Raw genomic sequence first — 14,721 nt, 5'->3', positions numbered from 1 at the left:
GGGGGGCTAGGGGGGATCGAGAGAAGGTGAACATCGTTAAGAGCAGTTTGTGTATAAGCAGTAGCTCCCTCAGGAGAGGGCTTTTGGCTCCTTTCTCCTGCGGGAGAAGGGCTGGGGATGAGGGTGCTCCCTGGCGAGCCATGGGAATCTGTAAAAGTGGGATGCACCCTTTGTTTTTTCACCGTCGAGGGGCGGAGCGAACGGCAGCGCATCAACCCGAATCGGCAAGAGTGCGATTGCACCTCGCTTGACTCTGCTCTCCCGCCTAATCCGCAATCTTCGCCATAATCAAGTAAAGCTGTATAGATTTTGTAACACAACGCTGAGATGACGATACCTGAGATGCAAATGGTGCAACTGGGCCCCCAAGGGCCAACGGTTCCGGCCTTGGGCATTGGAACATGGGCCTGGGGAGATTCCCTGTTTTGGAACTATGGCGATGATTATGGTGCGCCGGAAGTGGAGGCGGCGTTTGAGGCAGCGATCGCAGCGGGGATCACCTTTTTTGACACGGCGGAAGTCTACGGCCTAGGCAAATCGGAAACGCTCCTCGGTCAGTTTTGCCAGGCTTGCGATCGCCCCGTCCAACTCGCCACCAAATTCGGCCCCGCACCGTGGCGGTGGTCTGCCGATGCGGTACATGAGGCCGTTACCGCCAGCCTCAAACGGTTGCAAAAACCCAGCATTACCCTCTACCAAGTCCATTGGCCCTTCACCTTCTTTCTCAGTCAAGACACTCTCTTAAATGCTCTTGCCGCTGAAGTGAAACAAGGCCGAATCGAAGCCATCGGCGTGAGCAACTATTCCACCGCCCAAATGGTCGAAGCTCAGGAAATCCTCGATCGCCAAGGCATCCCCCTCGCCGTCAACCAAGTGCAATATTCCCTTCTCCACCGCAATATTGAACGCAACGGCATCCTCCGCCACGCCCAACAAGCGGGCATCACCATTCTCGCCTACAGTCCCCTCGCCCAAGGATTACTAACGGGCAAATATAGCCGCGATCGCACCCCCAGCGGCCCCCGCCGTTGGGACAGTCGATTCAACCCCGACGGCCTGGCCCGCATTGCCCCCGTCCTCGATCTCCTCCACCGCTACGGCGACGAATACGGCAAAACCCCCGCCCAAGTCGCCCTCAATTGGCTGATCGCCCAAACGGGGGTGATCCCGATTCCCGGCGCAAAAAATGCCCGTCAAGCCGAACAGAATGCCGGGGCCTTGGGCTGGCAATTGACCGAGGAGGCGATCGCGCAACTCGACCAAGTCACCCGCCCTTGGTTGGGGGAATAAGAATTCAGATTCGGAGTGGCCCACCACTCATCAACCAAATGCTATATTGAGTCGCTCAGAGATCAATATTGCCATGGAGCTTAAACATATATTTCAGCGGATTGGCCCACCCCTCGCGGTCTTTCTCTTGGCGCGAATCATGCTCGGTATCGCTGCCTTGGCCCTGGGATTCAGTCCATTCGACCCTGAAACACTATCTCGCTGGGATTCTGGACACTATCTTCACATTGCTGATGTAGGCTATGAATTCTTCTCCTGCGCTGTGATCAATCTCTACAACCCAGAAGACTGGTGTGGTAATACGGGATGGCTGCCGGCCTACCCGTGGTTAATCCGGCTACTGAGTCTCGCAGGTCTACAGTCAATCACTGCGGCAGCGATCCTTTCGGCATTTTTCCATCTTGCGACGTTGGTGCTCCTTTACAACCAATTCCTCAATGCAACGTGGAGCCGGAGGAATGGATTGTGTCTACTCCTGGCTGGGTTCTTTCCAGGATGTATCTACTACCATGCTGTGTTTCCGATCTCGACCTGCACCTTCTGGATCTTACTGATGTTGCATTACCTGCGACAACAGCAGGCATGGGCAGCGGGGCTTGCTGGAGCGGTAGCTGCGTTTACTTATTCCACAGGATTTGTGCTGGCAGCGGTTACCGTCTTTTGGTTGGTCTGGATCGGACGGGGCCAACCTTGGCGGCAGCGTCTCCCTCGGCTGTTGATCACGCCAGGACTAACGATGTTGGGATTTTTATCAGTCTTGATGGTTCATCACGTTGCGGTTGATGAATGGATGGCATTTTTTAAGGTGCAAGCCAAATATGGCCACGGGTTGCACATCCCCATTGGAATTTTTTACGCTCGCATTCAGCCTTTATTCCAAAGACCTTGGGAATGGACTCAAGATGTTCTGGCTTTACAAACCTTGTTTGTGCTCTGTTTTGTCGTTGCGATCGCCGTCACGTTCCTGCGCCAGCGTCACCTGCTCAATCCCCAGAATTTGCTGTTGATCCTCTTCATGCTCGCATTCTGGATCTTCCCCGTCATCATGGGCCCAGGTGTGAGCAGTTACCGGGCAGAGTCCCTATTATTGCCTTCTGTCGTTTTAGTCCGCTATCTACCCATGCCTATCCAAGTGGCTTTTACGATCATGGCTGTGATCATCGCCTATCCGATGACCTTATTGTTCTATCGCGGTGTATTGGTCTGAGGGGGTCGGTGTAGATGGGGGATGTTTCCACCTGTTGGCAAAATTAGCGGTGAGACTTGGATGAGCGATGCTTTATACGAAGCATCAATCAAAATACAGCGGGTCGATATTTAAAACGAGGCTGACGCTGGGGGGACAGAGGGCAGAGAGGGGGGCAAGGTCTGGGAGGGATGGGGTTTTGGGGGGGAGTTTGATGACGAGATGCCAGCGGAACCGGCGTTTGATGCGCATGATCGGGGCGGGTGCGGGGCCGAGAATCTGGATCGAGGGGGGGAGGTCTGAGGATTGATCCCACTCCGTGCAAAGCGATCGCGCCCACTCAGCGCAAAGCGATCGCACCTTCAGCGCCACTAATGCCGCCGTCGATCGCACCACTTCCTGATCCAACCCACTCACCCGCACCAAGACCAATCGACAATAGGGCGGATAGTAATGTTGGTGTCGTTCCTGTAATGTCGCTGCCATGAAAGCCGGGTAATCGTAGGCTTTGACCGCCTGTACCACGGCATGATCGGGGCTGTAGGTTTGGAGAATCACCCGCCCCGGTTCGTCTCCCCGTCCCGCCCGCCCAGCTACCTGGGTTAGCACTTGAAACGCCCGCTCCGTGGCGCGGTATTGGGGCAGATGAAGTAAACCATCCGCCGCGACAATGCCCACCACGGTCACCTGAGCCACATCTAACCCCTTCGTGAGCATCTGGGTTCCGACGAGGAGATCGGCTTGACCCTGGGCAAACTGGGTGAGCAAGGCCCGGTGAGCGCCTTTGGTGCGGGTGGTGTCGCTGTCGAAGCGGAGCAGGCGGAGATCGGGAAATTGGCGAGCTAATTCCGTGATCACCCGCTGAGTGCCGCTGCCGAATTGTTTGAGGTAAGGGGAGCTACAGGCGGGGCAGTGGGGGGGCTGGGCTTGGTGGTGGTTGCAGTAGTGGCAGATCAGATAGGGGGTGGCTTGGTCGTGGGTGTGGTGATAGGAGAGGGAGACATCGCAGTGGGGACAGTGGAGGACTTCGCCACAACTGCGGCAGGAGACAAAGGTGCTGTGGCCCCGACGGGGGATGAAAAGGATGCCCTGTTGGCCGTTGGCCTGCATTTCAATGAGGGCGCGTTGGAGGCGATCGCTAAAAATCGACCGATTCCCCCGCTTCAGTTCGACGCGCATATCCACAACTTCCACCGGGGGCAAGGGGCGATCGCGAATCCGTTGGGGTAGGGTGAGATACTGCGCGGGGGGATGGTGGGCGGCCTGCCAGGTTTCGAGGGCGGGGGTGGCCGAGCCGAGGATCAGCGAGCATTGCGCTAATTCGGCCCGCCATTGGGCGACGGTGCGAGCGTGATAGGTGGGGCTGGGCTGCTCTTGTTTAAAACTCGAATCATGTTCTTCATCTAGGATGATCATCCCCAGATTGCGCAGCGGGGCAAACACCGCCGATCGCGTCCCAATCAGCACATGGGGGCCGCTGTCTAGCATCGTGCGCCAGGTATCATAGCGTTCTCCCTGAGATAAATCGCTGTGATACACACAAACGCGATCGCCAAATCGGGCCCGAAACCGATCGGTTAATTGGGGTGTGAGTCCAATTTCCGGCACGAGGACGAGGGCTGATTGACCGGCGGCTAAACGTGGCGCGATCGCCTGCAAATACACCTCTGTTTTCCCCGATCCTGTCACCCCATGGAGCAAAAAGACTTGAAACCCGGCGCTGGCTGCGATCGCCCCTAACACCGACTGCTGTGCAGGAGTCAGCACCTTGGGGGCATCCCGTTGCTGACCCTCGCCCTGCTCTAAACGCAGCACCTCTTGATCTTGAATCACCACATAGCCTTTGGTTTCCAACTTCTTGAGGGTGTCCGTCGTCGTGCGACACAAGGGCAGAAACTCCATCAGCCACATTTGCCCCCCCTGACGCTGCAAAATTGTCAGGATTTCCTGTTGTCGTTTCGTGAGGTCTCCGGCTGGGCCGGTGGCTTGGAGGAGGGTGATCGCTTGGCGTTTTTGGGGCTGACTGTAGCGCGGCGGTTCGAGATAGCTGCGCACCCAGTCCCGCGCCATTAAATCCCGCACGCCTTTGTCGGCTTGGCGCACCTTCTGCTTTAGGTAGCGCATACTGTAGTCCCCTTCGGCCTGTTGTTGGAGCAGGGCGAGCACGGCTTGGGCGGGGGCAGAGCAAAACGTTTCCGCACCGGGAGGGAGGCGATCGCGCCAGAGTTGAATCCGCCGCTGGGACTTCCCCAACAGACCCGGCGGCAACGCGGCCCGCACCACCGTGATCAACGGCGTACAGTAATCGGTCGCCACCCGCTGCAAGAGGGTGAGATAGTCCGGGGCTAAAAATCCCGGTGCGATCACCCCTAGCACGGGCCGAATCTTATCCAGGGCAATGTCCGGCGGGAGAGTCTCCCGCCTCTGGAGTACGATCCCGCCCAACTGCTGCACCCCAAAGGGCACTTGCACCACATCCCCCGGAGCTACGGCAAACTCTGGCGGGATCTGATAGGTAAAAACCGCCTGCACGGTGGGACAATCCACCAAAATATCGACCCACAGCGGAGCGTGTTGCATCACGACAATCCTCATCATGGGGCGATCGCTGGCCAGCGATCGCCTCTTTTGCCTCCTTCAGACTGTAGCAAATGATGCGAAATCCCCACGGCAGTTTGTATCAAAGACTGCATTGTCTTCAGGAAAAACAGTTCCACAAGTGATGATTCAGAAACATAAATACAACCGTTTAAATTTAAATATTCTGAAATTTTCTGGCAGCCTGAAAATCAGATGTTAAGCTAGAACCCAACTTCTCCCACCTCGTTCTTCTCTGGGGTTCATCCTCTGCAACCCACTCATCATAGGATTAACACCGTTGAAATCAGGACAGGATGACTTAATGGTAAGCGAAAATTTTTGTCTGTGTTTTGTAATTAAGAAAACAAATTGAACAATAAATTCTGGTAGCCTAATGAGCAGCTTCTAGCGTATTAAGTTTCCTAGATATAGCAATCCTATTTGAGGTGTGAAACCCTCAGCCTGGAGAAACAAGGGGCTTAAGCCCCTTGCCCGTCCCGATCTGATTTAGGACTGCGATGGAGTCATAACCAGCCCTCTGTTTTAACTCAAAATTAGCCCCTTAATAATCCCCTTTTAAGAAATCTTTCTCTGTCACTTGAAATAACACCTATGAATGTTGCTGAACTGAACACCCCCGACACCGAAATGCTCCTCGCTTCCCCTGAGTCGGCCCCAGCCGACCCGTTGGAGACTGAACCCCAAGGATTAGAGCCGGCTTTGGTGGATATTACCTTTTCTGACCAAGCTGATTATTCAGTGCGATCGCAACGCAACTACCGTAAAAGTGATTTAGACGACACGGTTGGGGCATTTTTCAAGGAAATGGCCCGCTATCCTCTGCTCAAGCCCAATGAAGAAATCGAACTGGCGCAGCGGGTCAAGTTTTTAAGTCAAGTGGAGGAAATGCGGGACAGTCTGCGTCAGGAGCAGCAAACACCAACCAAGGCCGCCGTGGCGATCGCCCTCGGCCTCAGCGAACGCCAACTCGAACAGCAACTCTACCAAGGGCGGGTCGCCAAGCGCAAAATGATCCGCTCCAACCTCCGCCTCGTGGTATCCATCGCCAAACGCTACCTGAATCGGGGCGTGCCCTTCCTCGACCTGATCCAAGAAGGCGCGATCGGGCTGAACCGGGCCACGGAAAAATTTGACCCCAACAAAGGCTACAAATTCTCCACCTACGCCTATTGGTGGATTCGCCAAGCGATCACCCGCACGATCGCCAACGATGCCCGCACGATCCGCCTCCCGATCCACATCGTTGAAAAACTCAACAAACTCAAAAAAGCCCAGCGCGTTCTCAAACAAACCCTGAAGCGCAACCCCACTGAACTCGAACTCGCCCAGGAATTAGAGGTCACCCCCGAACAACTGCGCCAACTGTTTCAACTGCGGCGGCAGTCCCTTTCGTTAAACCACCGCGTCGGCAAGGGCGAAGACACCGAATTGATGGATCTCCTCGAAGACAATGATCTGAAATTGCCCGAAGACCAAATGGGCGAAATCATGATGCGCCAAGAAATTTGGGAGGTGTTGAGTGATGTGCTAACCGAGCGCGAGAAAGACGTGATCACCCTCCGCTACGGCCTCAACAGCACCCAACCCCACACCCTCGAAGAAGTGGGCGGCCTGTTTAACCTGTCCCGTGAGCGAGTGCGCCAAATCCAAAGCAAGGCAATGCGCAAACTCCGCCGTCCCCAGGTGGCGCGTCGTCTCAAAGGCTGGTTGTATTAGCACGCGTTCCCATCAGGTTCTGTTAAACAGAAGATGTCAAGTGATGATGTACCCACTTCCCCCCGCTGGGGGACTCCACCATTCAGGAGTGAGCCAGAGGCTCACAGTACATTGCCGTCATCCTCTGTTGTGCGAGCGTCTCGCTCGCTGCCCTGATCGGGGGATCAAAGGCAGGCTTGGCCAACATTGGCATATTATTGATCAGCCATAGCCTCTGGGGAGCGGGTTCGCTGCCCAACTGGGATGCGCCCGATGGGACTCTTTGAGGCGATCGCTGTCCCCTCTTTATCCCCGCAAAAAAGGGACAGCCGAGAGGGCTATCCCATCAGAATGGCTCAGGCTGTGATCAATCAGGCTCTTAAAGGGAAGCCTTGGCACGAATCAGATACCCGCAACGGTGTTCGCCGTCGTTGAGCCATTGGGTGCGTTCCACCGTGCAATCGGGGAGAATCGCCTCGAACATTTCCAACTCGTGGCCGCAGACAGAGGGAAACGATTCTGCAACTTCGGAGATGGCGCAATTGTGTTCGGCGAAAATGTACTGTTGGGGGGTGTCGCTGTCGGGGTGTTCTACGGGGTGAATTTCGGCCATGTAGCCTTCCGCTTGGCGAATTTGCACCAGGGCTGCAACCCGATCGCGCAGTGACCCAGGGCCAATGCGATCGCGATACGCCAACGCCTTGCGCTCCCATTGTTTCCGAAGCACGACCCCCACCTGTTCCCGCCCGACGGTTTCCATCAGCGTATCGATCAGCGCAACGGTAAATTCTCCATAGCGATGGGGGAACTGTTCGCGCCCTTCACGACTGAGGGAATATTGATGTTGGGGTCGTCCCATGCCATTTTGGATCGCCTCATAGGCCAAGAGGCCATCATCTTCGAGATCCTTTAAATGTCGCCGAATCGCTTGGGGACTAATCGCCAGGGAGTCTGCGAGATTCTGGGCAGTGGCTTGCCCGTGTTTGAGTAAATGATGCAGAATGTCTTGCTTGGTCGAAGCGTGCTGCGTCGTCACCATTGTGTAAAATGTTCCTTGGACTTTGACAACGTCTCTGTTGTTAATGTAGCCTAAGATCAGTTAAACAACCAAATTGTTGTTTAACATGCAGCGGTGACGATCAGCAGCGCCCATTCTCAACCAGCACCATTGAAGATTTGTGACTTCACACAAATCCCCTTGCTGTAGAGGGTGCGATCGCTGACGATCATACCACCCCCGCCCAGAACACCACTGTGGGACTCTTGACATTCCGTCGAAATCCGTGAGTTAACGACTTCACCCAGCCTCGACGACCATGAGTATCCCCAATCCAGACCAGAGCACAATCCAAACCCGACTTTAGCTGCGGAGAACACTGAGTTTCATGAGTGCAACCTCTGTCAAAACCCTCGTCAATCAACCCTACAAGTATGGGTTTATTACAGACATCGAAGCTGACAGCCTTCCCCCAGGCCTCAGTGAAGACGTGATCCGGCTCATTTCTGCCAAGAAAAATGAGCCAGAATTCATGCTCGAATTTCGCCTCAAAGCCTATCGGCATTGGCTAACGATGGCCGAACCCGACTGGGCTCACGTAGGCTATCCCCCGATTAATTATCAAGACATCATTTACTACTCAGCACCGAAAACCAAAGACGGTGAAAAACTCAAGAGCTTAGATGATGTTGATCCCGCCCTCTTAGAAACCTTTGAGAAACTAGGGATTCCCCTTTCCGAGCAAAAACGTCTGGGTAATGTGGCCGTCGATGCCATTTTTGACAGCGTTTCGATTGCCACCACATTTAAAGAAAAGCTCGGCGAAGCAGGGGTGATTTTCTGCTCTATTTCCGAAGCCCTCCAAGAACACCCGGAACTGATTAAAAAATATCTCGGCACGGTAGTTCCCACGGCTGATAATTATTTTGCGGCGCTGAATTCGGCGGTGTTTAGCGATGGCTCCTTTGTGTTCGTGCCCAAGGGGGTGACCTGCCCGATGGAACTGTCCACCTATTTCCGGATGAACAGCGGTGATACGGGGCAGTTTGAGCGCACCTTGATTGTGGCCGAAGAAGGAGCCTCGGTGAGCTATCTCGAAGGCTGTACCGCGCCCATGTACGACAGCAATCAACTCCATGCTGCGATCGTGGAACTGGTGGCCCTCGATGATGCGGACATTAAATATTCCACGGTACAAAACTGGTTTGCCGGCGATGAAAACGGCAAAGGCGGGATTTATAATTTCGTCACCAAACGGGGACTGTGCAAAGGGAAAAACTCAAAAATTTCCTGGACGCAGGTGGAAACCGGATCGGCGATCACCTGGAAATATCCCAGTTGTGTCCTCGTTGGGGATAATTCCGTCGGTGAATTCTACTCCATTGCCCTCACCAATAATCACCAACAGGCGGACACCGGTACGAAAATGGTGCATATTGGCCGCAACACCCGCAGCCGGATTATCTCGAAGGGGATTTCGGCTGGGCAGTCGAAGAACAGCTATCGGGGTTTGGTGAAGATGGGGCCCAATGCGAAGGGGGCGCGGAACTATTCCCAATGTGATTCGATGTTGATTGGCGATCGCGCCGAAGCCAACACCTTCCCCTACATCCAAGTGGACAACAACACCGCCAAAGTTGAACACGAAGCCTCCACCTCAAAAATCGGTGAAGATCAACTCTTCTACTTTGCCCAGCGCGGGATTAGCACCGAAGATGCGATCTCGATGTTGATCAGCGGCTTCTGTAAAGACGTGTTCAATCAACTGCCGATGGAATTTGCCGCCGAAGCGGACAAACTCCTCAGCCTCAAACTCGAAGGAACCGTGGGGTAACGCGAAATCTCATACCAGGGATGTCAGCATGGCATCCCCTGAGCCTTCTAGACGGCAGGTCTTCAGTATCACCTGTGAAGACCCCTTTTTTTGACGAAATCTTATACATCCGGATAGCGAGACCATTATGATTCGAGACAATAGCCCGGTGATCTTATCGGTTAAAAACCTGACCGCCACCGTTGACGGTACACCCATCCTGAAGGGGGTCAACTTCGAGGTTAAAGCGGGCGAAGTTCACGCCATCATGGGGCGGAACGGTTCCGGGAAAAGTACCTTCTCCAAAGTCCTCGCGGGTCATCCCGACTACGAAGTGACCGGCGGCGAGGTTATTTATCACGGCGAAAATATCCTCGACCTCGAACCCGATGAGCGGGCGTTAAAAGGAATCTTCCTCGCCTTTCAATATCCCCTCGAAATTCCGGGGGTGAGTAATCTCGACTTCCTCCGCGTTGCCTATAATTCTCGTCAAAAGGCCCTGGGCCGCGAGGAAGTCGATACCTTTGATTTTGAAGACCTGATCGAGGAAAAACTCGGTATTGTCCAGATGGAGGCGAAGTTCCTCGATCGCAGCGTCAATGAAGGGTTTTCCGGCGGTGAGAAAAAGCGCAACGAGATTTTGCAAATGGCGTTACTTGAACCGAGTTTAGCGATTCTCGATGAAACGGATTCCGGGCTGGATATTGATGCGCTGCGGATTGTGGCCCATGGTGTGAATCAACTGGCGACGGCGGACAATGCCACGGTGATGATTACCCACTACCAACGCTTGCTTGACTACATCGAGCCGGATTTTGTCCATGTGATGCAGGCGGGGCAGATCGTGAAAAGTGGTGGGAAAGAGTTGGCCCTTGAACTGGAAGAGCGGGGCTATGAGTTCTTAGATAACCACGCGGCTGAGGCGGGAGTGACGGCATAATGGTAGTATCTGATTCCCCTTCCACCATGCGACAGACTGACGATTATCTCAGTGCCCTTTTGCAGCAAAGTCAAGCGCAAACCGTGCGGGTGCGTTCCGAGATTTCGGGATGGTTGCAGGAACTGCGCCAAAAGGCGGCCTATGAGGTGGCCCATCAAACCCTGCCGACGCGCCGGGATGAGGAGTGGCGGTTTACGGATTTGACGGCGTTGAAGGCGATCGCTTTTTCCCCTTCGGCTCCGGCGGCCCTCGAACCGGAGGCGATCGCTCACCTCGCCCTGCCCGAATCCGCCCACAGCCAAATTGTTTTTGTCAACGGGGTCTATGCCCCGGAACTATCGGACACCAGCGCCCTTCCTGATGGCGTGTTTGTCGGCAACCTGATGGCCTTGCCCCTCGATCGCTGCTACGACGCGATCAAATACATCGCCTATCAAAATGACGAGTCCGAAGTGTTCACCGCCCTCAACAGCACCGGTTTTCCGGATGTGGCAGTGATTTGGGCCCAAGCTGATGTAGTGGTGGAGCAGCCCATTCATCTATTGTGGGTGACTGTGCCCAGTGATGACCCGGCCTTTATTCAACCCAGGGGCTTGATTGTGGCTGATCCCGGTGCTAGTCTCCAGATCGTAGAACAGTACGCCGTCGCGACCCCGCTCTGCTCCGATATAACTCCGTTGCCGCCCTACCTCAACAATTCCGTGATGGAAGTGTTTGTGCAGGAGAATGCACGGGTGAACCATACCCGGTATCAGCGCGAAGCCGGCAGTGCCTTCCATATCGGCAAAACGGCGGTCTCCCAAAAACAGGACAGCCACTACACGATCAATACGGTCAGTTTAGGGGCGCAACTCTCCCGCCATAATCTCGGCATTTGGCAACAGGGGCCCAACACGGAAACAATGCTCAATGGTCTCGCCTTGGTGGATCATACCCAGGTTGCCGATACCCACAGTTTGATTGCCCTCAACCATCCCCACGGTGTGACGGATCAACTCCATAAATGTATTGTGGATGCGAAGGGCCAAGGGGTGTTTAGCGGTAAGGTCTTAGTCCCCCAAAATGCGCAGCAAACCCAAGCGGCTCAGTTAAACCGGAACTTGCTACTGTCGCCCCAAGCGCGGGTGAACACGCAGCCGCAACTACAGATCACGGCGGATAATGTTAAATGCACCCACGGGGCGACGGTGAGCCAAATCGATGCGGATGAATTGTTTTATCTGCAAAGTCGAGGGATTAGCCAAGATCAGGCGCGGTATTTGCTCCTTGATGCGTTTGCGGCGGAGGTGTTGGAGCGGATTCCGGTTCCGTCGTTGCGCCATCGCCTCAGTCAATGTGTGGCTTGCCGCACGGAATGAAGGTGTCTCGTTAATTAATCTTTATGAAATTCTGCGATCGCTATGGTGTTCCTCGATAATTCGACCCTTGCCCGTGAAGTCCGTGGGGATTTTCCCATTTTGGATCAACAGGTGCATGATAAGCCGCTGATCTATTTTGACAGCGCGGCCACGTCCCAAAAACCGCAGGCGGTGATTGATGCCCTCGATCATTACTACGTGATGGATAATTCTAATGTCCATCGCGGGGCCCATAGCCTCAGTGCGCGGGCGACGACGGCCTACGAGGCGGCACGGGATAAGGTGGCGGCGTTTATCAAGGCGCGATCGCGCAATGAGATTGTCTTTACGCGCAACGCCAGCGAAGCGATTAACCTCGTGGCCTACAGTTGGGGGGCGCAGACGCTCCAACCGGGGGATGAGATTATTCTTTCGGTGATGGAACACCACAGCAATCTTGTGCCCTGGCAAATGTTGGCCCAGCGCACTGGGGCGGTGCTGAAACATGTGCCCCTGACGGCCACAGAAGAATTTGATCTTGAGGCGTTTGATGGCCTATTGAGCGATCGCACCAAGCTCGTGTCTGTGGTTCATGTGTCCAATACCCTCGGCTGCGTCAATCCCGTCGCGGACATCATCGCCCGCAGCCATCGCGTCGGGGCGCGAGTCTTACTCGACACCTGCCAAAGTGTGCCTCATTTGCCCATGGATGTGCAGGCCCTCGATTGTGATTGGTTGGTCGCGTCGGGTCATAAAATGTGCGGCCCCACAGGAATCGGCTTCCTCTACGGTAAATTAGACCTCCTTGAAGCGATGCCGCCCTTTTTAGGCGGTGGCGAGATGATCGAAACGGTGTTTTTGGATCATTCCACCTATGCCGGATTGCCCCATAAGTTTGAAGCGGGAACCCCGGCGATCGGAGAAGCGATCGCCCTCGGTGCTGCCGTGGACTATCTCAGTGGGATCGGCATGGAGCGCATTCATGCCTACGAGCAAGACCTGTCCCACTACCTTTGTACGAAACTCAGCGCCATTGAGGGGTTGCGCATCTATGGGCCCAAGGGCGATCGCGCTGCCCTCGCCGCCTTTAATGTGGACGGGTTCAACGCCAGCGACCTCGCCACCCTACTCGATCACGAAGGAGTCGCCATCCGCGTCGGTCACCACTGCACCCAGCCCCTCCATCGCCTCCTTGAGATTACCGGCAGTGCCCGCACTAGCCTCTATTTCTACAACACCTACGCAGAAATTGATCGCTTCATCGCTGCCCTGCAAGACACCCTCGACTTTTTTCGCAGTATGAGCACGATGGATTGATGCCAGCGTTTCCCTTGCTGTTCTGAACCCATTCCCCAAGCTGATCCAGCGAGGGGAATTGTTTTCTACGGTTGACGATTTGTCTAACATAGTGCTGCAATAAATGGGGCATTTTGTTAACCTTTTTCACAAAAATGCTAGGATTGCAACGTTTAACATCCAACTCTCTCACGCTCAAGGCTATCTAAGATCTATGGTGAAATTTGCTGTTTTCAGACTCACGAGTATTTTGGGGTTATCCATGGTGATGATGACCGCTCCCCTGGCCGCCCAAGCCGAGGGGTTGGCCGCTCCCTACGTCATCAGCCAAGCCACCGCCGCCAATACCCAATTGCGGGATCTCCTGCGCCAAGGTCGTGAACTGTCCGATGCGGGGAACTATGCCGCTGCGATCGCCATTTACGAGCAAGCCGCCCGCCTCGATCAAGGCAACGCTCGCATCTATTCCGGGATTGGCTACCTCCAAGCCAGTGAAGGCAACTACGCCGATGCGATCGCCGCCTACCAAACCGCCATCCGCCTCGACGGCAACAATCCGAGTTTTTACTACGGTCTCGGCTACAGCCAAGCCAAAGCCGGACAATATCGTGCGGCGGCTGCTTCTTACCAACGGGCGATCGCCCTCGATTCCGACGACACCCTCAGCTACCAAGGCCTCGCCGCCGTCCAGCTTCGCCTTGGTGACTACGATGCCGCCATGGCCACCTATAACCAAGTTTTAGCCAACAATCCCGGCGATCGCGCCCGCATCTACGGCCTGATTGGCGCTCTCCTCCTTGAACATAACGAGCCGCTGCAAGCCGCCGAACTCCTCACCACCGCCGCCCGTGAATTTCCCAACGAAGTCACGATTCATCTCCCCCTCGCCGTCGCTCAACTCCAACAGGGCAACTATGACGCGGGGATCAAAACCCTCCAAACCGTCAACCGCCTCGACCCCAACAATCCCGAAGTTCACCTCCAACTCGGCAAAATCTATCAGTTTCAACAGCGCTGGGATGATGCCCAAGCCGCCTTCCAACGGGCCGCTGCCCTCAACCCAGAACAGGGCGAAGTGCGCCTCGCCCTCGCGGAACTGAGTATGCGCCAAGAGCGATATTTAGAAGCCACCGCCACCTATCGCCTCGCCACGGAACTCGAACCCCAAAACCCCGCCGCCTTCCTGGGGTTAGGCCAAGCCCTCCTCGCCCGCAACCGAGAGCAGGACGCTAAAGCCGCCCTGGAAATGGCGAAAAGACTCTACACCGCCCAAGGAAATACAGCAGGGATTGCGCAAGTTAACGCGATTCTCGACGATATTTAGGGGATTGTTGTCAGGCAAGGGGCTGATGGAGGTTAACTATAGCAATCCTATTTGATTCATGAACAGGCAAGGGGCTTAAGCCCCTTGTTGATGAGGAGATAAGTTGACATCCTCACCGGGCTAAAGCCACAGTGATTCCTAAGATTCACATCTTAGGTTTCTGCTTCATAGCAACAGCCTCCACCCGCAAGGAGTTTATGGTCTTACGTTCGCTCCACAGACTATCCCCGCTAGCCCAGCGG

The 14,721-nt window shown here is 54.9% G+C and carries 10 protein-coding genes; 8 read left to right on the top strand and 2 right to left on the bottom strand.

Annotated features, from left to right (window positions below; all coding sequences use genetic code 11):
• Nucleotides 1–342: 342 nt before the first annotated feature.
• Both PN477_RS14875 and PN477_RS14870 read left to right on the top strand, forming a co-directional pair.
• Nucleotides 343–1,290, top strand: coding sequence for an aldo/keto reductase (locus tag PN477_RS14875; RefSeq protein WP_417158830.1), 948 nt, complete (start codon nucleotides 343–345; stop codon nucleotides 1,288–1,290).
• A gap of 73 nt (nucleotides 1,291–1,363) precedes the next feature.
• The gene (locus PN477_RS14870) at nucleotides 1,364–2,497 is read left to right on the top strand and encodes a hypothetical protein (protein WP_272120326.1); all 1,134 of its coding nucleotides are present in this window, start codon (nucleotides 1,364–1,366) and stop codon (nucleotides 2,495–2,497) included.
• An 84-nt stretch (nucleotides 2,498–2,581) separates the two neighbouring features.
• Here PN477_RS14870 and priA read toward each other — a convergent pair whose 3' ends face one another.
• Nucleotides 2,582–5,056 carry a primosomal protein N' gene (gene priA / locus PN477_RS14865; RefSeq protein ID WP_272120324.1) on the bottom strand — a complete coding sequence of 825 codons (2,475 nt, stop codon included), beginning with the start codon at nucleotides 5,054–5,056 and terminating at the stop codon, nucleotides 2,582–2,584.
• A 612-nt stretch (nucleotides 5,057–5,668) separates the two neighbouring features.
• On the opposite strand from priA, the gene PN477_RS14860 reads away from it, so the two are divergent.
• On the top strand, nucleotides 5,669–6,793 hold the full coding sequence (locus PN477_RS14860; protein WP_272120322.1) for an RpoD/SigA family RNA polymerase sigma factor: 1,125 nt from the start codon (nucleotides 5,669–5,671) through the stop codon (nucleotides 6,791–6,793).
• A 358-nt stretch (nucleotides 6,794–7,151) separates the two neighbouring features.
• Here PN477_RS14860 and sufR read toward each other — a convergent pair whose 3' ends face one another.
• Nucleotides 7,152–7,811: an iron-sulfur cluster biosynthesis transcriptional regulator SufR gene (gene sufR, locus PN477_RS14855; RefSeq protein ID WP_272147384.1), complete on the bottom strand. Its 660-nt coding sequence runs from the start codon at nucleotides 7,809–7,811 to the stop codon at nucleotides 7,152–7,154.
• A 346-nt stretch (nucleotides 7,812–8,157) separates the two neighbouring features.
• Here sufR and sufB point away from each other — a divergent pair, with 346 nt between their 5' ends.
• The 5 genes from sufB (at nucleotide 8,158) to PN477_RS14830 (ending at nucleotide 14,479) form a co-directional block, all read left to right on the top strand.
• A complete protein-coding gene (gene sufB / locus PN477_RS14850) occupies nucleotides 8,158–9,603 on the top strand; it encodes a Fe-S cluster assembly protein SufB (RefSeq protein WP_272147382.1) in 1,446 nt (481 codons plus the stop codon).
• A 127-nt stretch (nucleotides 9,604–9,730) separates the two neighbouring features.
• Nucleotides 9,731–10,522, top strand: a complete 792-nt coding sequence (gene sufC / locus PN477_RS14845) for a Fe-S cluster assembly ATPase SufC (protein ID WP_272147380.1) — start codon at nucleotides 9,731–9,733, stop codon at nucleotides 10,520–10,522.
• 26 nt (nucleotides 10,523–10,548) lie between these two features.
• Nucleotides 10,549–11,880: a Fe-S cluster assembly protein SufD gene (gene sufD, locus PN477_RS14840; RefSeq protein ID WP_272147379.1), complete on the top strand. Its 1,332-nt coding sequence runs from the start codon at nucleotides 10,549–10,551 to the stop codon at nucleotides 11,878–11,880.
• Nucleotides 11,881–11,922: 42 nt separating this feature from the next.
• Nucleotides 11,923–13,176, top strand: a complete 1,254-nt coding sequence (locus PN477_RS14835) for a SufS family cysteine desulfurase (protein WP_272147377.1) — start codon at nucleotides 11,923–11,925, stop codon at nucleotides 13,174–13,176.
• Between the two features lie 193 nt (nucleotides 13,177–13,369).
• On the top strand, nucleotides 13,370–14,479 hold the full coding sequence (locus PN477_RS14830; protein ID WP_272147375.1) for a tetratricopeptide repeat protein: 1,110 nt from the start codon (nucleotides 13,370–13,372) through the stop codon (nucleotides 14,477–14,479).
• The last annotated feature ends 242 nt before the right edge of the window (nucleotides 14,480–14,721 follow it).

It is taken from the genome of Spirulina subsalsa CS-330, from assembly GCF_028330765.1.
In the GTDB taxonomy this organism is placed as follows: Bacteria; Cyanobacteriota; Cyanobacteriia; order Cyanobacteriales; family Spirulinaceae; genus Spirulina; species Spirulina subsalsa_A.
This window is presented reverse-complemented; position numbering and strand designations above follow the sequence as displayed.